Source organism: Dysosmobacter sp. (genome assembly GCF_052306735.1).
In the GTDB taxonomy this organism is placed as follows: Bacteria; Bacillota; Clostridia; order Oscillospirales; family Oscillospiraceae; genus Oscillibacter.
The window spans coordinates 21,043-44,493 of record NZ_DAWBAJ010000013.1; the positions used below are offsets into that span (position 1 = coordinate 21,043).

Consider the following 23,451-nt stretch of genomic DNA (forward strand, 5'->3'; position numbering starts at 1 on the left):
CCCCTCTGGAGTAGTCTTCCGCAGCTCGGGAAAGGATGGCGCCTATGGAAGAACTGAAGATGCTGGATCTGGGGATCATCGGACTTTATCTGGTGGTGATGCTGCTGGTGGGCGTGTGGTTCGTCAAACGCATCAAGAACACGGACGACTATTATGTGGCGGGCCGTACCCTGGGGCCTGTGGTTTTGGCAGCCACCGTCTGCGCCACCATCATCGGCGGCAGCGCCATGATGGGGCGGGCCGGCATCGCTTATACCACAGGTTTCAAGGCCATTGCAACAGCCATTCCCTATATGCTGGGTATGTTCATCTTCTCCGGATATGCAGGCCGTATCCAGAAGGTGGGCGAGAAGTATAACATCGAATCCATTCCCAGCCTTTTCGAGTTCCGCTTTGGAAAAGCGGCTAAGGTGGTGCTGGCAGCTATGGTGGCGTTTGCCATGGTGGGTACCGTGGCGGCACAGGTGACGGCCACCGCAACCATCATCAAGCTTCTGGGTGGCCAGGTGGGCATCAGCTATGAGATGGGAGCCCTCATTGCCACCTTGATCTTCATTATCTATACGGCGGCCTCGGGCCTGTTCGGCGTGGTGTATACGGATGTGGTGCAGTTCTTCATGCTCATCATCTTCGTCTACCTGCTGATCCCTGCCTCCAGTATTGCCAGTTTGGGAGGACTGGGAGAATTCTGGGCCAATGTGGATAAGAGCTACATCACCCCCTACATTGACGGGGAGATCCTGGGAGATATCGTGACCTATCTGGTCTTTACCATGGCAGGGGCCGAGATGTGGCAGCGGTCTTTCGCGGCCAAGGACGGGAAGTCCGCCAAGCGGGGTATGTTCTGGGGCACCGCGGTTTATGCCGTGACCATCGTGCTGCTCTTTGCCATGGGACTGGCGGCACAGCAGATCCTGCCCAACGTGGTGGAGGAGTTTGGCACCGCCGACGCCGTGGTTCCCGCTCTGGCAATCAAGATCCTGCCTCCGGGGCTCACGGGCCTGGCCCTGTCCGGCATTTTGTCTGTGATGATGAGTACCGCCGACAGCTATCTGCTGGTATCGGTGCAGACCGTTGTCAGCGATATCGGCAAGACCTTCCATCCCCAGATGACCCAAAAGCATGAGATCCTTTTCTCCCGCATCGCCTCTGTGGTGCTGGCTCTGGGGGCGCTGGTGATCGCCCTGTACATCAAGAGTGCCTACGACGTGCTGATGTTCGCCTGGGCCTTTTACGCAGCGGCGGCGGGGCTTCCCGCTCTGGCGGCCCTTTGCTGGAAGAAAGCTACCACCGCTGGGATCCTGTCAGGCATGATCGGCGGCTTTGTGGTAACGGTAGGGTGGAAGCTGGCCGGGCAGCCCTTCGGCCTGGGTGCCACGGTGCCCGGCGCCCTGGTGTGCGGCGTGCTGTTGGTGACAGTAAGCCTTGCCACCTATTCCAAGCATCCCACCATCATGGTTCATGTGGAGAAATGAAACTGGAAACCCCCGATGGGGTTTGCTTTTCTAGGTCGCACTGGACAGATGCGGTTGAGACGGATATAATAATAGGGCGATTTTTCCTGATTAAAAGGCCCAGGTGCAGATGCAGTCCAGAAGCATGAGACCGGCGGTGATGAAAAAGACCGTCTGGCGGCACCGGCCACTCATGGCGCCCACCATCCGCTCAAAGAGGGGCTGGAGGATGTAGAGGAAGAATACGCCTCCCAGACCAAACCGGACAGAGGGGGACAGGGCGATGCGGCCCTGGAAATTGATGCCGTAATCCACATAGGTCTGCCAGGGCCAGCTGCCGGTCAGTGCTTCCAGAATGTAGCTGGTGACCAGCTCAATGCCGGTAGCAACCGCCATGCAGCCCAGGAAGATCAAAAATGGCTTGACCAGCCGCAGCCAGCGGGGCTCCTTTTTGGCCATCAGCCGATGGAAACACGTCAGGAATGCCAGGGCGCCCACGCCGTACACCGGGCAGTAAGGGCCGAAAAGCACGCCCCGGTTGGTGAAGCCCCAGCGGTAGACCACCACTTCCAAAAACACTTCGTAGATCCAACCCAGGACGGAGTAGAGCAAAAAATAGAGAAAATATCGCTGGAGCGTAGGCCAAATGGCTTTGCGTTCCATGTACGGCACCGCCTTTCCTGATTTTTTCCCAGCATATCATATGGGCCGGGAAAAAGCATTACAAATATGTATCAATTTTGAACGGAGAATCCACATGCAGAACTACTTTGATGTGACATTGCCCGCCGACGACCTGCGGGCCATCAGCTCCATTGGTCTTGCCCATCTGGGGGATGCGGTGTTTGAGCTGCTGGTGCGTACCTGGCTGTGTACTCACGGGAAGGCCACGGGACGGGGGCTCCATCAGGCTACCATCCACCTGGTGTGTGCGGAGTCCCAGGCGGAGAAGGTGACCCGGATTCTGCCGCTTTTGACGCAGGAAGAGCTGGCGGTTTACAAGCGGGGACGCAACGCCCAGGTACACAGTGTGCCCGCCCACGCCAGCCGGGCCCAGTATGCCCAGGCCACCGCCCTGGAGGCCCTTTTGGGCTGGCTGTATCTGCAGGGACGGCGGGAGCGGATCAACGAGCTGTTTTGCCGGATGATGGAGGAATGACCTATGGCATTGGATGCTGTTTGTTTACAGGGGATCGTGGAGGAACTGCGGCCCCGGCTGACGGGACTGCGGATCGACAAAGTCCAGATGCCTGCCCGTGACCAGGTGATTTTGACGCTGCGGGCAGGGCGGCTGCTGCTTAATGCCGGAGCGGGAGCGCCCCGGATGCAGATGACGGAGATCGCCCGGGACAACCCGGCGGAGCCGCCCATGTTTTGCATGCTGCTGCGCAAGCACCTGGTGGGCGCCAAGGTAGCGGATCTCATTCAGCCGCCCCTGGAGCGGCTGGTACGCATAGAGCTGGATATCACCGACGATTTCGGCCGACCCGGCCGGCGGACGCTGGTGTTGGAGGCCATGGGCCGTCGGTCCAACCTGATTTTGCTGGATGGAGAGGGCCGCATCATCGACTGCCTGCGCCGGGTGGATGCGGATATGTCCGCCGCCCGGCAGGTGCTGCCGGGCCTCTACTACGATCCCCCGGCCTCTGTGGGCCGCCTGCCGGTGACGGAGGAGACGGAAGAGGGGTTTCGTGCCGCCTTTGCCGATGCTCCCGGAGACCAGGCTGCTGACCGGTTCCTGCTGGAGCGGTACTTTGGCGTTTCACCCCTGGTGGCCCGGGAAGTGGTGTTCCGTGCCACCGGAGAGACGGATCGGCGCCTGGCTGCCATGGATGATGCCGCCCGGGATCGGCTGTGGGGGGAACTGGCGGATCTCATCGCCCGCATCCGGGACAACCGCCTGACGCCGGTGTGCCTCTCCCGCCAGGGAAAGATGGAGGAGTTTTCCTACCTGCCCATCACCCAGTACGGCACTGCCATGGAAAGCCGTACCTATGAGAACTTTTCGGCCCTGATGGATGACTTCTACGCTGCCCGGGAGCGGCAGGAGCGGGTGCGCCAGCGGGGCGCGGATCTGATCCGCACCGCCACCACCGCCCGGGACCGCCTGCGGCGCAAACTGGCCCAGCAGCAGCGGGAGTATGCCCAGACCCAGGACCGGGATCACTTGCGGGTATGCGGAGACCTCATCACCTCCAACCTCTACCGCATGAAGCGGGGAGAGTCCCGGCTGGTGACGGAGAATTTCTATCAGGAGGATTGCCCCCAGGTGGAGATTCCCCTGGATCCGCTGCTGACGCCTCAGGAGAATGCTGCCAAATACTATAAGCGTTACACCAAGGCCAAGACTGCAGAGCGCTATCTCCGGGAACAGATGGAGATCGCCCGACGGGATCTGGAGTATCTGGAAAGTGTCCTTCAGGAGATCAATCAGGCGGAGACAGAGCAGGATTTCCTGGATATCCGGGAGGAACTGCGGGAATCCGGTTTTCTGCGCCAGCAGGGAAAGGGGAAGAAGCTGCCCAAGCGGCCGGATAAGCCCCGGGAGTTTTGCACCTCCTCCGGTTTCCGGGTGCTGGTGGGACGCAACAACCGTCAGAACGACCGCCTGACCCTCAAGGACGCCGGCCCCCGGGATCTGTGGTTCCACACCCAGAAGATTCACGGTTCCCATGTGATCCTCTTCACCCAGGGACGGGAGGTGGATGACGACACCATCGTGGAGGCTGCCAAGCTGGCAGCCTGGTTCTCCCAGGCCCGGGAGAGCGGCAACGTTCCGGTGGATTATACGCCGTTAAGATTCGTTAAGAAACCTGCCGGGGCCCGCCCCGGTATGGTCATTTACACCACCTGCAAAACCGTGAATGTAACCCCGGAGGAATCCATTGTTCAACAGCTGAAGAAGTAAAGATCGGAACGGAGAGCAAGCCGCTGTGTTTTCAACGGCTTGCTCTTTTTCACAATATTTGTTAAATAATTTGTGCAAAATCAATGTTGCAAATGTTTGAAAAATGAATAAAATAAAATCTCTCAAGAATTATGGTGGACGGGGACTGCCCGCGGAACGGAGGAAGATTGGATATGTCCTATCGTTTTTTGATGGATCTGGCGCTGATTTTGCTGAGTACCAAGCTGCTGGGCCTGTTTACCCAGAAGTTTCAGATGCCCCAAGTAGTGGGAGCGCTGCTGGCAGGACTGCTGCTGGGGCCTGCGGGATTGAACATTCTCTCTGAGACGGAGTTCCTCTCTCAGCTCAGCGAACTGGGCGTCATCGTGCTGATGTTCTCCGCCGGCATGGAGACGGATATCCAGGAACTGCGCCGCAGCGGCAAAGCAGGCTTCCTGGTGGCTCTTTGCGGCGTGCTGGTACCTCTTGTCATGGGCACCGGTCTTGCCTGGGCGGCGGGACGGACGGGACTGCTGACCAATACCAGCTTTTTGGAGGATGTGTTCATCGGCACCATCCTGACAGCCACCTCTGTGAGCATCACGGTGGAGACGCTGCGGGAGTTGGGAAAGCTGGACACCAAGGCGGGCAATACCATCCTGGCGGCGGCTCTGATCGACGATGTGCTGGGCCTGATCGCCCTGACACTGGTAAGCAGTGTGGCGGGCGGCGATGAGAGCGTGGTGCTGGTCTTAGGAAAGATCGTGCTGTTCTTCGTCTTTGCCATTGTGGTGGGCCTGGCGGCCCGCTGGGGCCTTTGCTGGATGATGGAACGGGCCCACGAGCGGAATTTGCGCCGCTATCCGGTGCTGGCATTTGTGCTGTGCTTGCTGATGGCCTACTGTGCTGAGGCGTTTTTCGGCGTGGCAGACATCACGGGTGCCTATGCGGCGGGCCTGGTGGTCTCCTGCACGCCCAAGGCCCAGTATATCGCCTCCAAGTATGAGCCTCTGGGCTATCTGCTTTTGACGCCGGTGTTCTTTGCCAGTATAGGCATCAATGTGCAGGCCAGCGCCATGAGTACCGGCGTGTGGGTGTTCTCCATTTTGCTGCTGATCGTGTCTGTGATCTCCAAAATGGTGGGCTGCGGCCTGGGAGCCCGGTTCTGCGGCTTTACCTCCCGGGAGAGCCTGCAGGTGGGTACCGGCATGGTCTGCCGCGGTGAGGTGGCACTGATCGTAGCCAACCGCGGGCTGGAACTGGGTGTCCTCTCTGCGCCCATGATGACCCCGGTGATCATTACAGTGGTGGGCGGCACCATTCTCACCCCTATTCTCCTGAAGCTGGTATTCCGCGGAGAGCCCCACAAGCTGGAGGAGAACAGCCTGGCCGATCACTACCGGGAGGTGGCGCAGCTGGATATCGTCTCCGATCAGCTGCTCAATCAGAACCGGGAGTATGAAAACCAGGGCGAGCAGAAACAGAAAAAGAAATGAGTATGAAAAGCGAGCAGCCAGGGAATATTCCCGGCTGCTCGTTTTTTCAGGGATCGTCAGGCGCTGGCTGTGTGTCCGTGTTCCTCCCGGTCCCGGAACAGCAGTGTGATGCACCACAGTCCGGCCAGTCCCACCAGCGTGTAAACGATGCGGGACAAAATGGCCATCTGGCCGCCAAAGAGGAACGCCACCGTGTCAAAGCCGAACAGGCCGATGCCGCCCCAGTTCAGGGCACCGACGATGACCAGCAGCAGCGCAAGCTTGTCAAGCAGCATATGCTATACCTCCATTCCTAGGTTTGCGGATAGGTTGCCCACAGCACAGCAAAATATGCGGAGTCGGAAAGGTCGGCCTTTTTATCGCAAAATTTCCAAATGCGATTGAAAAGGGAAGGGGGGCTATTGTATAATCAAACTGAAATCATCCCCGCAGAACCGGGGACATATTTGAGATGATAAGGGGTTGCACGTATGAATATTGTCTGCCTGGACATGGAGGGCGTTCTGGTGCCCGAAATCTGGATCGCCTTCGCGGAGGCCAGCGGCATTCCGGAGCTGCGCCGTACCACCCGGGATGAGCCGGACTATGACAAACTGATGCGCTGGCGTCTGGGAATCCTCAAAGAACACGGTCTGGGCCTTAAGGAGATCCAGGCCACCATTGCCAAGATCGATCCGCTGCCTGGCGCCAAGGCCTTTTTGGACGAGCTGCGCACCCTCACCCAGGTCATTATCCTCAGTGATACTTTTGAAGAGTTCGCCAAGCCCCTGATGGAAAAGCTGGGCTGGCCCACCATCTTCTGCAATTCGCTGGAGGTGGCGGAGAGTGGCGAGATTACGGGCTTCAGGATGCGTTGCCAGCAGTCCAAGCTCACCACTGTGAAGGCCCTGCAGTCCATCGGATATGACACCATCGCCAGCGGCGACAGCTATAACGATCTGGGCATGATCCAGGCCAGCAAGGCGGGCTTCCTCTTCAAGAGCACCGAGCAAATCAAGAAGGATCATCCGGAGCTGCCGGCCTATGAGGAGTTTGATGACCTTCTGAACGCGATCAAAGCTGCGCTGTAATGCGAAATTACTTTACATAAATTTGGCATATTTTTGCCGTACGATGCGGCCTCCGCCGCTCCCCGGGGAGGCTGAGCGGAGATTTACTTTTGAAAGGAGATGCCCCATGAACGAAAAATTCAAGCACCTGGGCTTTTATCCCGCAGACATCCTGCTGCCTAAGGATGCGGATATGACCAAGTGGGCCGTAGTGGCCTGCGATCAGTTTACCTCCCAGCCGGAGTACTGGCAGGCAGTGGAGGAAACAGTGGGCGACGCCCCCTCCACCCTGCGGCTGATTTTGCCGGAGGCAAAACTCAATGAGCCCGATGTGGATGAACACATCGCCGGGATCAACGCGGCCATGCAGGATTATCTGGACCGAGGCATCTTCCGTACGCTGGCAGACTCCCTGATCTACATCGAGCGGGTACAGTCCGACGGCAAGGTCCGCCACGGCCTGATTGGTATGGTGGATCTGGATCAGTATGACTTTACCCCCGGTTCCGGCGCCCTCATCCGGGCCACGGAGGGTACCGTTCTCTCCCGGATCCCGCCCCGGGTTCGGGTGCGTCAGGACGCGCCCATCGAGCTGCCCCATGTGATGCTGCTCATTGACGATCCGGACTGCACTGTCATCGAGCCCATGACCGCCCAGAGCGGCTCCATGGAGAAGCTCTATGACTTTGACCTCCAGCAGGGAGGTGGTCATCTCACCGGCTGGAAGCTGACGGAGAAGCAGATTGATGCCGCGGCGGACGCCCTTACCGCCCTGTGCAGCGGGGAGGAGATGGAGAAAAAATACGGCATGAAGGGTGCGGCGCCTCTGCTGTTCGCCGTGGGCGACGGCAACCACTCCCTGGCAACCGCTAAGCAGTGCTATGAAAATCTGAAAAAGGTGACGCCGGAGAGTGAATGGGCCAACCTGCCCGCCCGGTACGCGCTGGTGGAGGTGGTGAACAACCACGACGACGCACTGCAGTTCGAGCCCATCCACCGGGTGCTCTTCGGTGTGGAGCCGGAGGCAGTTTTGCAGGCGTTCCTGGATTTCTATCCCGGTGCCCATGAGGGCCAGGGACCGGGCCACACCATTGCCTACACCTATGCGGGCCACACGGGCTTTGTCACTGTACCGGAGCCCAAGGTTCAGTTGGCAGTGGGAACGCTGCAGGCCTTTATTGATGAGTATCTCAAGACCCACGGCGGCGAGGTGGATTATATCCACGGCGATGACGTCACGGATCAGTTGGGTGCCAAGCCCGGCAACATCGGCTTCAAACTGCCCGCCATGGGTAAGGAGCAGCTGTTCAAGACGGTCATGGCTGACGGTGTACTGCCCCGCAAGACCTTCTCCATGGGTCATGCCCAGGATAAGCGCTACTACGTGGAGGCCCGCAAGATCAAATAAGAAAAGCAACAAAGCACCGCAGGCAACCGCCTGCGGCGCTTTTTGCCCTTCGGCTTCCCAGCAGGCAGCAGGTGTGGTATACTGCCCATAGGACCGGGCTGTGGCCCGGAGGAGGTGGAATATGAAGACCATCACGCTGGAAGCACCCGCAAAAGTGAATCTTGCGCTGGATATTTTGCGCAAACGCCCGGACGGGTATCACGATATGGATATGGTGATGCAGACGGTGTCCCTGACTGATACCGTCAGCGTCACGGAGACCGGGGAGGGGTTTTCCCTGTTGGCGGAGGGCATTACTCTGCCTCCGGGGAAGAAGTCCCTGGAGCAGCAGGCGGCAGAGGCCTTTTTTCAAAAGCTGGGACGGCCTATGCCGGGACTGACGGTGCATCTCACCAAGCGCATCCCTGCTTACGCGGGGATGGGCGGCGGCAGCGCAGATGTGGCGGCGGTGCTGCGGGGGCTGCGGACGCTGTACGCCCCGGAACTGCCCCTTACGGTTCTGGAAGAGATCGGTTTCACTGTGGGCAGCGATATGCCCTTCTGTGTCCGTGGCGGTACCTGCCGGGCCCGGGGCCGGGGAGAGGTGCTGACAAATCTTACCCCGCTGCCGGAGTGTTGGTTTGTGATCTGCAAGCCGGATTTTGACATCCCTACGCCCACCCTCTTTGCCCGGGTGCGGCCGGACGCTTTGGAGAACCGGCCGGATCTTTCCGGAATGCAGCGGGCGTTGGGGACGGGAGATCTTGTGGGAGTGGCGGAGCGTTTGAGCAATGTTTTTGAAAGCGTCCTGCCGCCGGAGGATCGGGAGGTCTTCTCCATCAAAACCCGCCTCATAGAGCTGGAGGCCCTGAACGCCGCCATGAGTGGCTCCGGCCCCACGGTGTTTGGGATATTCTCACAAGAGAAACCGGCGCGGATGGCGGCGGAAAACCTGCGAAATACCCATCGGCAGGTCTTCCTTGCCAACCCCACAAGTTGGGAAAGACTGGAAAAAAATTAAAAGGACTTGTATAAAAATAACGCATTCCGTCCATGATGGGTGTAAGGCTACAAGGTTAGCCTACATAGAAAAAGGACGGAATGATTATGAAGACGGTTTCCAATGGAGAAAGAAATTCCCGCAGGCTCCGGATCTGGGAGCTGGCGTTGCTGATTGGTTTAGCGGTGTTTTTGCTGACAGGGGCACTGTCCCTGCGCTCCCAGGATCAGCTGGCGGATAAGGTGGTTCGGCTCCACGTGCTGGCAAACTCCGATTCAGAGGAGGATCAGGCACTGAAATTGAAGGTTCGGGACCGTGTGTTGGAGCGGGCCACAGAACTTTTAGAGCAGGCCGCCGACCGCAAAGAGGCGGAGGCGCTGCTGCGGGGGCAGCTGCTGGAGCTGGAGGAGATCGCGGCGGAAGAGATCGCTGCCAATGGTTATGACTATCCTGTCAGCGTTGAGTTGGAACCGACCCAGTTCCCCACCAAGGAGTATGACGGCTTCGCCCTGCCGGCCGGGGAGTATCTGGCGCTGCGGGTCATCATCGGAGAGGGAGCCGGGCAGAACTGGTGGTGTGTGGTGTTTCCGCCCCTTTGCACCGCCGCCTCCTCCGATGTGCCGGAGACGGCGCTGGCAGCGGGGCTCTCCGGGGAGGAGGTTTCCCTCATTACCGAGGCGGACGCCGGATATAAGCTGAAATTCAAAAGCGTGGAGCTGTGGGAATCCCTGATGGCCAAGCTGTCGGGAGAATAAAAGCAAGAGATCCCCCGGGGAGCAGATGCTTCCCGGGGGATTTTTTTGCCTCAGCGGCGCAGATAGGCATCGATGTCGAAGTCCAGCAGTTTTGTATCCCGCTTTAAGTACAGGGGATGGTGGGGGTGGCCGGATTTCAGCAGGGGCCCTGCCGTATACCACCGGGCGCCTGCCGCCTTGCCGTCGGCGGCGAAGTCCCGCATGCAGTCCATGAGATAGTCCCGCTTCATGATAATGTTGCCCCAGGCGGCCCAGACCGCCGGATGGTCCGAAAGGGAGAGAAGATAGCGGAAAGCCTTGCGGTTTTCTGCGTGGAGTTCCGGGTTGCACAGAGGTTCCATGTCGTCAGGACGGGTTGCCCGCTGGGCGTAGACGTTGAACATCAAAAAGCTGTCGTAACCGTTGGAGAGGGCGATGCGCTCCACGGACTGGAGCGTGGGATCCAGGGCGTCCGGCGCGGCGGTGGAGGGGTTGATGCCCACGCAGATCAGGGGGCGGCTGCCCCGGGTGCCCAGAATGTACCGGTATTCGGAGTAGCGGTTGGGGACATACAGCCAGCGGTTCACATCGTAATCCGGAGAGGGCCGCAGGGCCTCTTCCAGCGCGGGGGCGAAGGGTTCCAGCTGCAGCTGCTGAGTGGTTCCCTGGGGAATATGCATGGCATGGCCTCCTGGTTTCGTCATTTTTCTCAGCATACCACACCTGGGGGCAAAAGGCAACGGAGGGTGGCCACAGCGGAGGAAATGTGGTATCATGGCTCCAGATAACCTCCTCCCGGGACGCGCCGGGAGAGAACAGGCAGGAGGCAAGCCATGCTGACGATCTTGATGGGCCGGGCAAAAACGGGAAAATCAGATGCCGTGCTGGGGCGGATCCGGGAGCTGGGGGACAGCAGCCGCCAGATCCTGCTGGTGCCGGAGCACGCTTCCCATCAGGCGGAGGTGGATCTTTGCCGCTTCTGCGGAAATACCGCCAGCCGCCATGCGGAGGTGCTGAGCTTCCGGCGGCTGGGGGACCGGGTGCTGGGCATTGCCGGGGGCCTTGCCCAGGTAACGCTGGACGCGGGCGGGAAGCTCCTGACGCTGCAAAAGGCTATGGGGGAAGTGGCCCCTATGCTGCGGGTGTACCGCCGCCCCTCCCGGAAAGCGGCCTTTTTGCAGCAAATGCTGGATCTGCTGGATGAGCTGCGGTGCTACGAGGTGACGCCCCAGGTGCTGGAGGAGCAGTCCCGGGCCATCCCCGGGGCCACCGGGGAAAAGCTCTGGGACCTGAGCCTCCTGTATGCCGCCTACGAAGCCCGGCTGCTGCGTCCGGGGTTCGATGCCCGGGACCGCATGAGCAAGCTGTGCGACCATCTGGAGGAGTCCGGTTACGTCCGGGATAAGGATATTTTCCTGGACGGCTTTACGTATTTTAACGCCCAGGAGCGCCGGGTGCTGGAGGTCATGCTCCGCCAGGCCCGGTCCGTGACGGTGACGCTGCTGGCGGACCCCGCCCGGCAGGAGCGGGAGATCTTCCAGGCGGGCCTGCGGACCCGGGAGCAGCTGGTGCGGCTGGCCCAGGGGACGGGATGCCCCTGGGAGGAGACGGTGCTTCGCAGCCAGGACCCCACGGCCCTGGGCCATGTGGAGCGCTGCTTTTTCGGGGAGACCATTCCCTTTGACGGAGATTTCTCCAACCTCCGGGTGCGGGAGGCGGAGAGCCTCTATGACGAGGTGGAGCAGACCGCGGCGGACATCTTGCACCTGGTGGCGTCGGGAGTGTGCCGCTTCCGGGATATCACCGTGGCGGCCCGGAACATGGCTGATTATGAGGGGACCATTGAGACGGTGTTTCAGCGCTACGGTATCCCCGCCTATCTCAGCCGCCGCAGCGACATGCTGGAAAAGCCGGTGTGGAGCCTAGTGACAGGGGTCCTCTCCGCCATCGAAACCGGCTTTGAATACGAGGAGATGTTCCGCTGGCTGAAAACCGGCCTGGCGGGACTGACGGCGGACGAGTGCGACCTGCTGGAAAACTATGTCCTCAAGTGGGAGATCCACGGCCAGATGTGGCTGCGGGACGTGGACTGGACGGGAAATCCCGACGGCTACGGCGCTCCCATGGATCAGCGCCGTCAGGAGCGGCTGGACCAGGTGAATGCCATTCGTCGCTGGGTGCGGGAGCCCCTGGCGGAATTGAGCGGTGCCCTGCGAGAGGCAGAAACAGCTAGTGGGAAAGTGGATGCACTTTACAGTTTTTTGGAACGTCTGGATCTGCAAAACGTCCTGGAGGGACAGATGCGCGCCCAGGCGGAGGCGGGACGGCTGCAGGAGGCGGAGGAGACGGCCCAGCTGTGGGAGATCCTGTGCGGCATTCTGGACCAGTTTGTGGAGATCCTGGGGGACGAGCCCATGGAGCAGGAGGAGTTCTCCCGCCTGCTGCGGCAGGTGGCCTCCCAGTACAGCGTGGGCACCATTCCGGTGTCGTTGGACCAGGTGTCCGTCAGTGAGATCACCCGCAACGACCGGCATACGGTGGGATATCTCTTTCTATTAGGCGCCAACGATCACGTGCTTCCGGCGGTGGGGCAGAGCGGCGGCATCCTCAACGAGGACGACCGGGAGGAGCTGGCCATCCGGGGCATTGCCCTGGCCCCCACCGGGATGGATCAGCTGGCCATTGAGCTGCAGCTCATCTATGCCGCCCTGGCCCAGCCCACCCGGGGACTGACTGTCAGCTACCCCGTGTGCGACGTCTCCGGGAGTGAGCTGCGGCCTGCCTTTGTGGTGGACCGGCTGCGGGAGCTGTTCCCGGGATTGGAGATCCAACGAGCATCTGACAAGGAATATCGCTTAATAGCGGTGACTCCGGCCTTGGAGGCTGCCGGGCAGGATCCCGGCGGGGCCCTTTGGGCGTATTTTGCCGCCCGGCCGGAGTTTGCAGGGCGGCTCACGGCCATGGAGCGGGCGGCATTACTGCGGCGGGGGGCGCTGTCCCCGGCGGCGGTGCGGGCGCTGTACGGCCAGCGGGTGAGCCTCACTGCCTCCCGGCTGGAACGGGTGCGCAGCTGCCACTTTGCCTACTTCATGGAGTACGGCCTGCGGGCAAAGCCCCGGACAGCGGCGGCCTTTGACGCGCCCCAGATCGGCACGTTCCTCCACTACCTGCTGGAAAACGTTACCCGGGAGGTTCTGGCCCGGGGCGGCTTTGCCCAGGTGGTGGAGGAGGATCTCCACGCTCTGGTGCGCCTCTATATTCAGCGCTATGTGGAGCAGGAGCTCCATAATTTCCAGGACCGGGGCGCCCGGTTCCGGTATCTCTTTGAACGCCTGCGCAATACCGCCTACGCTGTGGTGGACCAGGCGGCGGCAGAGCTGCGCTGCTCGGACTTCGTGCCCCTGGCCTTTGAGCTGTCCTTCGGGGACGGCAAGGAGCTGCCTGCCGTGGTGATCTCCGAGCCCGATGGGGAACTGCGGGTAGGCGGCAAGGTGGACCGGGTGGACGGTTGGGTGAAAGACGGGAAACTCTATCTGCGGGTGGTGGACTACAAGTCCGGCAAAAAGGCCTTTGACCTGGCCTCCGTGCGGATGGGGCTGGATATCCAGATGCTGCTCTACCTCTTTGCCCTGCAGAAAGAGGGCCCCCAGCGCTTCCAGATGCCGGTGGAGCCCGCCGGCGTGCTGTATTTCCCGGCCCGGGACGAGATCTTGCCGGCGGAGCGGAACATTGCGCCGGAGAAGCTGCAGCGGGAGGTGGAGCGCCAGCTGCGGCGCACGGGACTGCTGCTTGCGGACCCGGCGGTGCTTCAGGCCATGGAGCACTCCGCCCTGGAGGAGCCCCGGTACCTTCCGCTGCGGGTGGGCCGGGACGGCAGCGTCTCCGGCTCCATCGCCTCCGCCGCCCAGCTGGGGCGGCTGGGGCTGTATGTGGATAAGCTCCTGCGGCAGATCGCCCGGGAGGTGCGCCGGGGCAACATCGACGCCGACCCCTGCTGCCGCAGTGAGGACGAGAGTGCCTGCCGCTACTGCGATTGGGCGGACGCCTGCCACTTCCAGGACGGACGGGACACGGACCGCCTGCGCTATATTCTGCCGGTGCGCCCGGAGGAGTTCTGGGACGCGGTGGATCGGGAGACACAAGGAGAGGAGGGACATCCATGGCAAAACTGACGCTGACGCCCCAGCAGCAGGCGGTGGTGGAAAACCGGGGCGGGAGCCTGCTGGTTTCCGCCGCTGCCGGCTCCGGTAAGACCAAGGTGCTGGTGGACCGTCTGTTTTTGTATATCACCCAGGACCGCTGCAATGTGGACGACTTCCTCATCATCACTTATACCAAGGCCGCCGCCGCAGAGCTGCGGGGCAAGATCGCTGCGGAGCTCTCCCGGCGGCTGGGGGAGGACCCGGGCAATCAGCACCTGCGCCGCCAGCTGCTGCGAGTCTATCAGGCGGACATCAAGACGGTGGACGCCTTCTGCACGGCATTGTTGCGGGAGAACACCCATCTTCTGGCGGAGGAAGGGGAACGGTACGCCCTGACGGCGGACTTCAAGGTGCTGGATGACCACGAGGCATCCCTCCTGCGCCGCCGGGTTCTGGACCGGGTACTGGAATCCTTTTATCAGGAGCTGGACCAGGGCAGGACGCTGCTGGCGGACACCCTGGGAGCGGGACGGGACGACAGCCGTCTTGCGGAGCTGGTACTGGAGATCCACGAAAAGCTCCAGAGCCACGCAGATCCGGAGGCCTGGCTTTCCCGGGAGCGGGACACGTGGCGGAACCTTCCGGAGCGCTTTGACGATACCCCCTACGCCGCCGTGCTGCTGGAGGAAGTGCGCCGCCAGGGTGCCCACTGGGCGTCGCTGCTGCGGCGGGACGCGGAGCGCACCGAGGGAGACGCGGGACTGGAGCGGGGCTACGGGGAGAAATTCCGGGTGACGGCCGCCGCCTTTGACGCATTGGCCGAGGCACCGGACTGGGAGGGTGCCCGGTCCGCTGCGGGGAACATCGTCTTTCACCGGCTCACCACCCCCAAGGGCCGCAAGGACGAGGGCATCGTGGTGTCCCTGAAGCAGGTGTGGGAGAGCTGCAAGGATGCCGTGGGCAAGCTGGAAGAGGTTCTGGACGTCAGCGGGTGGGAGGCCATGGAGGACCTCACCGCCGTGGCGCCCGCCATGGTTGCATTATTGGATTTGACGGAGCAGTTTTCCCAGGCCTACCGGACGGAGAAGCTCCGCCGGGGAACGGTGGACTTCTCCGACCAGGAGCACCTGGCATTGCGGCTGCTGGTGGGACCGGACAGCGCTCCCACGGAGCTGGGACGCCAGGTTTCCGCCCGGTACCGGGAGATTTTAGTGGACGAGTACCAGGACACCAACGAGGTGCAAAACGCCATCTTCCGGGCGGTGTCCCGGGAGGAGCGGAACATCTTCACCGTAGGCGACGTGAAGCAGAGCATCTACCGCTTCCGCCTGGCGGATCCCACCATTTTCCTGGAAAAGTATAGCCGCTATCCCTCCTATGAGGAGGCGGAGGAGGGAGAGCCCCGGAAGATCCTGCTCTCCAAGAACTTCCGCTCCCGGCGGGAGATTCTGGACGCCGCAAATTTTATCTTCGAGAATATCCTCTCTCCCCAGATGGGGGAGATGGTCTATGGGGAGGACGAGGCGCTGCACTTCGGCGCGGCCTATTACCCGGAGCGGCAGGACTGCGATACGGAGTTCCATCTCATCGCCGTGGACCGGGACGCCCCGGAGGGGGAACGGCCGGTAAAGCGTCTTACCGCCGAGGCCCGGTTCGTGGCCCGGCGGATCCGGCAGCTGCTGGATGAGGGGTATCCCGTCACCGGGGAGGATGGGGCCCTGCGCCCATGCCGTCCGGAGGATATCGTGATCCTCATGCGCTCCCCGGGCAGCCGCACGGCGGCCTTTGCCCAGGCCCTGGCGGAGCGGGACATTCCTTGTTCCTTCCAGGAAAACAGCGACTACTTCCACACCATGGAAGTGAGCACCATGGTGTCCCTCCTGGAACTGGTGGATAATCCCCGCCAGGACGTGCCCCTTATCTCCGTGCTGCGGTCCCCGGTTTTCGGCTTCGACCCGGACCGGCTGGCCCAGATCCGGGCAGGGACCCCAACGGGGGAGTACTACGATGCCGTGGCCGCCGATGAAGGGGAGGACTGCAAGGCCTTCCTGGAGACGCTGGGATCCCTGCGCCAGGCGGCCCGGGACATGAGTGTCCACCAACTGATCTGGCACATCTACAATACCCTCAACGTGTTGGGCATTTTCGGCGCCATGGATCAGGGGGCCCAGCGGCGGGAGAATCTCATTGCCCTGGGCCGCCATGCGGAGAGCTTTGAGAGCAGCGGCTACCGGGGGCTATTCGCCTTTGTGACCCAGCTGCGCCAGCTGCTGGAGGAGGGCAAGGCCCCGGAGACCCGGACCGCTTCCGCCGGAACTGGCGTGCGCCTGATGAGTATTCACAAGTCCAAGGGACTGGAGTTCCCCATCGTGGTGCTGGCGGACCTGGACCACGCCTTTTCTCGGCAGGATTTCGACACGCCGGTGCTGGTGCATCCCAAGCTGGGACTAGGACCTATTCGGGTGGATACCGCACGCCGGATCAAGTACCCCACATTGGCCCGGAAGGCGGTGGAGCAGGCCCTGCGCCGGGAAAATCTGGCGGAGGAGCAGCGCATCCTGTATGTGGCCATGACCCGACCCAAGGAGAAGCTGATCCTGGTGGATGCCCTGTACCACGCGGAAAGCCGCCTGAAAAAGCTGGCGGCGGGGGCTGCTTGTCCCGTGCTGCCGGAGACGGTGGCATCGGGGCGGTCCTTCGGAGACTGGCTGCTGCTGCCCCTGCTCTGCCGCCCGGAGGCGGCGCCCCTTCTGGCCTTGGCTCAGGCGGAGCCGGGCGGGCTCTACACCGGGGACACGATACCCTGGCAGGTGTTCTGCAACGACGGCGGAGACTTCCGGGAACGGTCCGCAGTTCCCCGTGCCGCAGAGGAGCGGACCGAGGCGGGCCCTGCCTTTTCCCCGGAAATGTTGGATTTCGTCTACCCCTACACCCGGGAGACCCAAATGCCCTCCAAGGTTACTGCCACCCAGCTCAAGGGGCGGGCAGTGGATGAGGAGATCGCGGAGCACGCTGCCCACACCCCTTATCTGCGGCCCCTGACCCAGCCCAGATTCCGTCAGGAGCACCACGGGCTGACCTCCGCGGAGCGGGGGACAGCCACCCATCTGGTGCTCCAGTACCTGGACTTTTCCGGGGGTGATGCTGCCGGTCAGGTGGCGGCACTCCGTGCCCGGAACCTCCTGACGGAGGAGCAGGCGGCGGAGGTGGATGTGGAGGCTCTGGATCGCTTCCTGGCCTCCCCTCTGGCCCAGGAGATCCGGCAGGGTCGCAACATCCTGCGGGAGTACCGCTTTACGCTGCTGATGGATGAGCGGATCTATGATCCGGCGGCGCAGGGAGGGGACGAGATGCTCCTCCAGGGCGTAGTGGACTGCTGCTTCGAGACGGACGCAGGCATCACCGTGGTGGATTTCAAGACGGACCGTGTGTTCACGGCAGCGGAAATCCGGGCGCGGGCGGAGCAGTACCGGCCCCAGCTGGAGGCGTACAGCCGGGCGCTGGAGCAGGTGCTGGAAAAGAAGGTGGGGCGTCGGGTGCTGTGCTTCCTGGCACCGGGAGAGACGGTGGACGTCTGAAAGAAAATTTTCCATGGGAAAAATGAAAAAATAGCTTGCAATCCGGAAAAGCGTGTGGTAAACTAATTAACGCCTTTGTAAGGTGAAAGCTTTCCGGGGGTAGTTTTGAACAGAAAGAGGTGAACGAGAGCAATGAAGGAAGGAATCCATCCCAATTATCAGCAGACTACGATTACTTGCGCCTGCGGTAATGTGATTGAGACAGGTTCTACCAAGAAGGATATCAAGGTGGAAGTCTGCTCTAAGTGTCACCCCTTCTTCACGGGCAAGCAGAAGCTGGTGGATACCGGCGGACGCGTGGCCAAGTTCAACAAGAAGTTCGGCCTGGACAAGTAAGTCTGACACGAAACCGAAAGGGTCTGCTGCACTGCGCGGCAGACCCTTTTTGTATTTCTGATTTACTTTTCTCCGGGGAACGCATATACTGTACCTAATCATGAAAAGGGGGAGCGATTCACTATGCGCCTGCAGCCTGTGGATTTTCAGTCCATGACCCCGGAGGTTTTCCGGGTTTTTGAAACGCAAAACGCCCTGCTGACGGCAGGGGACCGGGAGACGTGCAACACCATGACCATCGGCTGGTGCCAGCTGGGCCGTGTGTGGAACCTGCCGGTTTGCACCGTATATGTGCGGCCGGAGCGCTATACCTATGAATTTATGGAATCCCACGACTATTTCACCGTGTCGGTTCTGCCGCAGGAGGCAAAGAAGATCATGGCCCTGTGCGGCACCAAGAGCGGCCGGGATGTGGATAAGGTCCGGGAATGCGGACTGACCCTTTGCTACGGTGCCGGAGATGCGCCCTTCTTTGACGAGGCGGAGTGGGTGCTGGTTTGCAAAAAGGCCTATGTCCAGGATCTGGACGCCGCCTGCGTGCTGGATGCGCGCATCCACGGTTCCTATGGCGCCAAGGGCAACTGGCACCGGGCTTACATTGGCATAGTCGTGGAGGCCTATCAGCAGAAACGATAAGGAGTACAAATGCAGCAAACAGAAGAAGTTCGTGATAAAGTGGTACTGGTGGGCCTCAACTCCCCGGTACTGAAAAAGGAAGAGAATGCCAACGAGGACACCATGGAGGAGCTGGAATCTCTGGTAGAGACCGCCGGCGGCGAAGTGGTGGGGGTGGTGCTGCAGAACCGTCCTTCCCCGGATCCCCGCACCTTCATTGGCGAGGGCAAGGCGGCGGAGGTAAAGCTCTACTGTGAGAATACCGGCGCCACTATGGTGATCTTTGACAACGACCTCTCGCCCTCCCAAATGCGGGTGCTGACGGAGGTATTCGGCGTCCAGGTGCTGGACCGCTGCGGATTGATTCTGGATATCTTTGCCCAGCGGGCCAAGACGAAGGAGGGCCGTCTCCAGGTGGAACTGGCCCAGTATCAATATCTGCTGCCCCGCCTGACGGGCATGTGGACGCACCTGGAGCGCCAGGCGGGCACCAGCGGCAAAGGCCCTATCGGCTCCAAGGGTCCCGGCGAGACCCAGCTGGAGACGGACCGCCGTCATATCCACCGCAAGATCGACAAGCTTCGGGAGGATCTGGAGGATGTGCGCCGGGTGCGGAGCACCCAGCGCCAGCAGCGCCAGAAAAACGAGATTCCGGTGGTGGCCATCGTGGGCTATACCAACGCCGGAAAGTCCACCCTGCTTAACCACCTCACCGGGGCGGGGATCCCCGCCAACAACCGCCTTTTCGATACCCTGGATACCACCAGCCGTCTGTTGACGGTCAGCGATACGTTGGATGTTGTGGTGTCGGACACGGTTGGTTTCATCCGCAAGCTGCCCCACCAGCTGGTGGAGGCCTTCAAGGCCACGCTGGAGGAGCTGGAATACGCGGATCTGCTGCTCCACGTCATCGATGTGTCCAACCCAGAGTGGCAGCAGCAGGCCCAGGTGGTGGAAAACCTGATTTTGGAACTGGGGGCGGGCGAGCTGCCCTGCATCGACGTCTTCAACAAGTCGGATCTTCTGCCGGTGGGGGAGATTATGCCCCACGGAGAGGACATCGTCTCCATCTCTGCCAAGACCGGCGAGGGCATTGACAAGCTACTGGAGATGATCGACAAGCGCCTGGACAAAGGCAGCCGCCGCTGCGTGCTCCACATCCCTTATGATAAGGGCGGCCTGTTGGATATGCTTTACCGGGAGGCCAAGGTGGAGTCCGTGGAGTACGGGGAGACCATCGATGTGGTGGCCGTGTGCGGCCCCCGCACCATGGGACAAGTGGCTCCCTACGCGGAGCCGTGAGGTGAGGACATGATTCTGGAAACACCCCGGCTGGTGCTGCGGCCCTTTACTCCGGCAGACGCGGAGGATCTCTATGACTATGCCCGGGATCCCCGGGTAGGGCCCATAGCGGGCTGGTCACCCCATAGAAGCGTGGAAGAGAGCCGGGAGATCATCCGTACGGTGTTCGCCGCTCCCCACGTATTTGCCGTGGAGCTGCGGGAGACCGGACGGGTGGTGGGCTCTGTTGGATTGGTGGGCCGCCACCCTATGGGAGATCATCCAAACTGCCCGGACGATGAGGCGGGGTATAGCCTCCGTCCGGATCTCTGGGGCAAGGGTCTGATGCCGGAGGCCATGAAAGCCGTGCTGGATTATTCCTTTACACAGATTGCAATAAAACGAGTTTGGTGCGGGCATGTTGCAGGGAACTGGCGCAGCGCCCGGGTCATCCAAAAGTGCGGCTTTCACTACTGCACCTCCCGTACAGAGCGCCACGGAGAGCAGGACAAGCTGATCTATTACTATGTGCTGACAGGGGAGGACTGGCGTGAGCGGATATCGGGTGCCTTTTGAGAACGCGGAGAGCGAGTTCACGGAAAAGCGTTCCCGCTTCATCAGCCATATCTGGCGGGTGGAGACGGAGGAAGAGGCGCGCTTCCACATCGAGGAGATGAAAAAGCGTTACTACGACGCCCGGCACAACTGCTGGTGCTATTTGCTCCACGAGGGCGGCATCGTGCGCTACTCTGATGACGGGGAGCCTCAGGGAACGGCAGGCCAGCCCATGCTGGCGGTATTCCAGCGCCAGGAGGTCACCAATGTGTGCTGCGTGGTGACCCGGTACTTCGGCGGGATCCTGCTGGGTGCCGGCGGGCTCACCCGGACCTATACCCGGGGAGCCAGGGATGCCCTGGACGCGGCGGGCATTTCTCAGATGAGTCTTTGGACGTTGTGGGAGGTGCCCTGTACCTACCCGCTTTTAGAGCGGGTGAAGCTGGAGATTGCCGCCTGTGGCGGCGTGGTGCGCAGTGCGGATTACGGTGCGGATATCCTCCTGCAGGCGGCTTTTCCGGCTGGCGGCGCGGAGCAGTTTGCCCCCCGTTTGACGGAGCTCTCCGCCGGTGGGCTGGAGATGCTGCCATCCGGCGAGGAGTTTTTGCCTGGTCCCCGGCAGGAGGCCAACTGAAAGCATACGCAAAAGATCGGCAGGACGGAACATCCGTCCTGCCGATCTTTTGCATTTTGTGATATGTAGATCTTGAAAATCCCTTAGAATACGCCCTGGGCCATCATGGCGTCAGCCACCCGCTGGAAGCCTGCGATGTTGGCGCCGGCCACCAGGTTGTACCCCAGTCCATACTGCTCCGCCGCGTCCACGCTCATCTGATAGATAGTGTTCATGATCTGGTGGAGCTGCTTGTCGACTTCCTCCTCCGTCCACACCAGGCGCTCGCTGTTCTGGGCCATCTCCAGGGCGGAGGTAGCCACGCCGCCGGCGTTGACGGCCTTGGAGGGCGCCACGATCATCCCGGGCTGCTCCATCAGGAACTTCAGAGCGTCGTTGGTGGTGGGCATGTTGGCCACCTCGATGTAATACTTCACGCCGTTGGCGGCGATCTGCTGGGCCTGCTCCATATGGACGTCGTTCTGCATGGCGGAAGGCATGCAGATATCCACCTTCACACCCCAGGGCTTCTCGCCGGGATGGAACTCCACGCCGAACTTATCCGCGTAGTCCTTTACCTTGTTGCGGCCGCTGGCGCGCATCTCCACGATGTAGTTGATCTTCTCATCCGTCACCACGCCGTCGGGATCATAGATGTAGCCGTCGGGGCCGGAGAGGGTCACCACCTTGGCGCCCAGCTCCGCCGCCTTCTTGCAGATGCCCCAGGTGACATTGCCGAAGCCGGCGCAGGCAATGGTCTTGCCCTCGATCTTCTCGCCCTCGTGCTCCAGCACGTTCTGGAGATAATACACCGCGCCGAAGCCCGTGGCCTCCGGGCGAATGCGGCTGCCGCCGTAGGAGAAGCCCTTGCCCGTGAGGACGCCGTTTTCAAAGGCGCCCTTCAGGCGGCGGTACTCGCCGTAGAGGTAACCGATCTCCCGGGCACCCACGCCCATGTCGCCGGCGGGCACGTCCACGTCGGGGCCGATGTAGCGATAGAGGGCCTGCATGAAGCTCTGGCAAAAGCGCATGATCTCCGCGTCGGACTTGCCGGTGGGATCGAAGTCGGCGCCGCCCTTGCCGCCGCCGATGGGCAATCCGGTGAGGCTGTTCTTGAAAATTTGCTCGAAGCCCAGGAACTTGATGATGCCGGGATAAACGTTGGGCTGGAACCGCAGGCCGCCCTTGTAGGGGCCGATGGCACCGTTGAACTGGCAGCGGTAGCCGATGTTGGTGTGCCAGGTGCCGTCGTCCGCCATCCACACTACCCGGAAGGTGAACATCCGCTCGGGCTCCACCATGCGGCCCAGCAGATCCACTTTCTCATATTCCGGGTGCTTTTCGATTACCGGCTCCAGAGAGGAGAACACTTCCTCCACCGTCTGGACGAATTCCGGCTCATTGGCGTGCTTTTTCCTCACGTTTTCGATGACACTTGCCAGATATGCATTCATGTCAATCAGCCTCCTCATTTCGATTCGCATTTCCCCCTGGGGGAATCCTGTGGCCTCTTGTATACAGTGTACCATGTATTCCACCGTGAAACAAGCGGCTATTCAGCATTTTGAATGATATTTTTCCTTTAGATAGAAAAAATTTGTCATATTTTTGTGAATAGTGCTAAGGAACGGGGGAAATTCATGGCGCAGACTGGTTTTACCGGCTGTTGCGCTTGACTTTCAAATCCAGGAAATTATATAATGTCGGCGGTATATTATGCGTCTGCGGGCGCGCTGAGTTTTGGAGGGAGGAATACCCACATGATGACATATCCGATTGATGTGGCAGGGATCCACCGGGAGCTGCCGATCTGCAAGGTGACGGATGATCTTTACATCGGCGCATTTATCGTCTTTGGCGATGCGGAACTGACGGTGGCCTGTGCCCGGGAGCTTTTGAAGCTGGTTCCGGCAGAAGAGTATGATTACATGCTTACAGCGGAGGCCAAGAGCATCCCGCTGATCCATGAGATGGCCCGGCAGTCCGGGGCCGCCAAGTATTTCATTGCCCGCAAGGGCCCCAAGGCCTATATGCCCGACCCCATCCACGTGGAGGATCACTCCATCACCACCGCCGGGGTACAGAAGCTCTACCTGGGCCGGGATGACGCGGATCTGATCCGGGGAAAACGGATTTTGCTGATGGATGATGTCATCTCCACCGGCGGCTCCCTCCATGCCATGGAGAGCCTGGTGGAGAAGGCCGGCGGTACAGTGGCAGGGCGTGTGTCCGTTCTGGCGGAGGGAGATGCCCAGAAGCGGCCGGATATCCGGTTCCTGGCACCGCTGCCGCTGTTCAATTCCGACGGAACTGTCAAAGCATAA

The 23,451-nt window shown here is 61.0% G+C and carries 20 protein-coding genes; 16 read left to right on the forward strand and 4 right to left on the reverse strand.

What is annotated here, in order from left to right; translation table 11 throughout:
- The first annotated feature begins 44 nt into the window (after positions 1-44).
- Complete coding sequence (locus ACT67G_RS05225) at positions 45-1,475, forward strand: sodium:solute symporter family protein (protein WP_325245982.1); 1,431 nt, start codon at positions 45-47, stop codon at positions 1,473-1,475.
- Between the two features lie 90 nt (positions 1,476-1,565).
- Here ACT67G_RS05225 and ACT67G_RS05230 read toward each other — a convergent pair whose 3' ends face one another.
- On the reverse strand, positions 1,566-2,117 hold the full coding sequence (locus ACT67G_RS05230) for a putative ABC transporter permease (RefSeq protein ID WP_325245980.1): 552 nt from the start codon (positions 2,115-2,117) through the stop codon (positions 1,566-1,568).
- Positions 2,118-2,211: 94 nt separating this feature from the next.
- Here ACT67G_RS05230 and ACT67G_RS05235 point away from each other — a divergent pair, with 94 nt between their 5' ends.
- The 3 genes from ACT67G_RS05235 (at position 2,212) to ACT67G_RS05245 (ending at position 5,837) form a co-directional block, all read left to right on the forward strand.
- The gene (locus ACT67G_RS05235; protein ID WP_443663310.1) at positions 2,212-2,613 is read left to right on the forward strand and encodes a Mini-ribonuclease 3; all 402 of its coding nucleotides are present in this window, start codon (positions 2,212-2,214) and stop codon (positions 2,611-2,613) included.
- Positions 2,614-2,616: 3 nt separating this feature from the next.
- Entirely contained in the window at positions 2,617-4,362 is a 1,746-nt protein-coding gene (locus ACT67G_RS05240) for an Rqc2 family fibronectin-binding protein (protein ID WP_443663311.1), read from the forward strand.
- Positions 4,363-4,535: 173 nt separating this feature from the next.
- Positions 4,536-5,837 (forward strand): cation:proton antiporter, encoded by a 1,302-nt coding sequence (locus tag ACT67G_RS05245; RefSeq protein WP_325245975.1) that lies wholly within the window; start codon positions 4,536-4,538, stop codon positions 5,835-5,837.
- Positions 5,838-5,893: 56 nt separating this feature from the next.
- Here ACT67G_RS05245 and ACT67G_RS05250 read toward each other — a convergent pair whose 3' ends face one another.
- A complete protein-coding gene (locus ACT67G_RS05250) occupies positions 5,894-6,112 on the reverse strand; it encodes a DUF378 domain-containing protein (protein ID WP_325245973.1) in 219 nt (72 codons plus the stop codon).
- 195 nt (positions 6,113-6,307) lie between these two features.
- On the opposite strand from ACT67G_RS05250, the gene thrH reads away from it, so the two are divergent.
- From thrH to spoIIR, 4 genes are all read left to right on the forward strand, one after another.
- On the forward strand, positions 6,308-6,907 hold the full coding sequence (gene thrH / locus ACT67G_RS05255) for a bifunctional phosphoserine phosphatase/homoserine phosphotransferase ThrH (RefSeq protein WP_325245971.1): 600 nt from the start codon (positions 6,308-6,310) through the stop codon (positions 6,905-6,907).
- 106 nt (positions 6,908-7,013) lie between these two features.
- Positions 7,014-8,294: a DUF1015 domain-containing protein gene (locus tag ACT67G_RS05260; RefSeq protein ID WP_443663314.1), complete on the forward strand. Its 1,281-nt coding sequence runs from the start codon at positions 7,014-7,016 to the stop codon at positions 8,292-8,294.
- Positions 8,295-8,415: 121 nt separating this feature from the next.
- Positions 8,416-9,294, forward strand: a complete 879-nt coding sequence (gene ispE / locus ACT67G_RS05265; RefSeq protein ID WP_443663315.1) for a 4-(cytidine 5'-diphospho)-2-C-methyl-D-erythritol kinase — start codon at positions 8,416-8,418, stop codon at positions 9,292-9,294.
- A gap of 86 nt (positions 9,295-9,380) precedes the next feature.
- Positions 9,381-10,028 (forward strand): stage II sporulation protein R, encoded by a 648-nt coding sequence (gene spoIIR, locus ACT67G_RS05270; protein ID WP_325245965.1) that lies wholly within the window; start codon positions 9,381-9,383, stop codon positions 10,026-10,028.
- Positions 10,029-10,078: 50 nt separating this feature from the next.
- On the opposite strand, the gene ACT67G_RS05275 is transcribed toward spoIIR, so the two are convergent.
- Positions 10,079-10,687, reverse strand: coding sequence for a DUF1643 domain-containing protein (locus ACT67G_RS05275; protein WP_443663316.1), 609 nt, complete (start codon positions 10,685-10,687; stop codon positions 10,079-10,081).
- A gap of 153 nt (positions 10,688-10,840) precedes the next feature.
- Between ACT67G_RS05275 and ACT67G_RS05280 the strand changes: the two genes are divergently transcribed.
- From ACT67G_RS05280 to ACT67G_RS05310, 7 genes are all read left to right on the forward strand, one after another.
- Positions 10,841-14,179, forward strand: coding sequence for a PD-(D/E)XK nuclease family protein (locus ACT67G_RS05280; protein ID WP_443663317.1), 3,339 nt, complete (start codon positions 10,841-10,843; stop codon positions 14,177-14,179).
- On the forward strand, positions 14,167-17,727 hold the full coding sequence (addA, locus tag ACT67G_RS05285; RefSeq protein WP_443663318.1) for a helicase-exonuclease AddAB subunit AddA: 3,561 nt from the start codon (positions 14,167-14,169) through the stop codon (positions 17,725-17,727). The genes ACT67G_RS05280 and addA overlap by 13 nt, the downstream gene beginning before the upstream one ends.
- A 132-nt stretch (positions 17,728-17,859) precedes the next feature.
- Complete coding sequence (gene rpmE, locus ACT67G_RS05290) at positions 17,860-18,063, forward strand: 50S ribosomal protein L31 (protein ID WP_021748737.1); 204 nt, start codon at positions 17,860-17,862, stop codon at positions 18,061-18,063.
- Positions 18,064-18,186: 123 nt separating this feature from the next.
- Positions 18,187-18,699: a flavin reductase family protein gene (locus ACT67G_RS05295; protein WP_443663319.1), complete on the forward strand. Its 513-nt coding sequence runs from the start codon at positions 18,187-18,189 to the stop codon at positions 18,697-18,699.
- Positions 18,700-18,708: 9 nt separating this feature from the next.
- The gene (gene hflX / locus ACT67G_RS05300; RefSeq protein WP_443663320.1) at positions 18,709-19,980 is read left to right on the forward strand and encodes a GTPase HflX; all 1,272 of its coding nucleotides are present in this window, start codon (positions 18,709-18,711) and stop codon (positions 19,978-19,980) included.
- Positions 19,981-19,989: 9 nt separating this feature from the next.
- Positions 19,990-20,535, forward strand: coding sequence for a GNAT family N-acetyltransferase (locus ACT67G_RS05305; protein ID WP_443663322.1), 546 nt, complete (start codon positions 19,990-19,992; stop codon positions 20,533-20,535).
- Positions 20,510-21,148, forward strand: coding sequence for a YigZ family protein (locus ACT67G_RS05310; protein ID WP_443663324.1), 639 nt, complete (start codon positions 20,510-20,512; stop codon positions 21,146-21,148). Before ACT67G_RS05305 ends, ACT67G_RS05310 begins: the two co-directional genes overlap by 26 nt.
- A gap of 83 nt (positions 21,149-21,231) precedes the next feature.
- On the opposite strand, the gene gdhA is transcribed toward ACT67G_RS05310, so the two are convergent.
- The gene (gdhA, locus tag ACT67G_RS05315; RefSeq protein ID WP_443663325.1) at positions 21,232-22,581 is read right to left on the reverse strand and encodes an NADP-specific glutamate dehydrogenase; all 1,350 of its coding nucleotides are present in this window, start codon (positions 22,579-22,581) and stop codon (positions 21,232-21,234) included.
- Between the two features lie 306 nt (positions 22,582-22,887).
- Between gdhA and ACT67G_RS05320 the strand changes: the two genes are divergently transcribed.
- Positions 22,888-23,451 carry a phosphoribosyltransferase family protein gene (locus ACT67G_RS05320; protein WP_325246383.1) on the forward strand — a complete coding sequence of 188 codons (564 nt, stop codon included), beginning with the start codon at positions 22,888-22,890 and terminating at the stop codon, positions 23,449-23,451.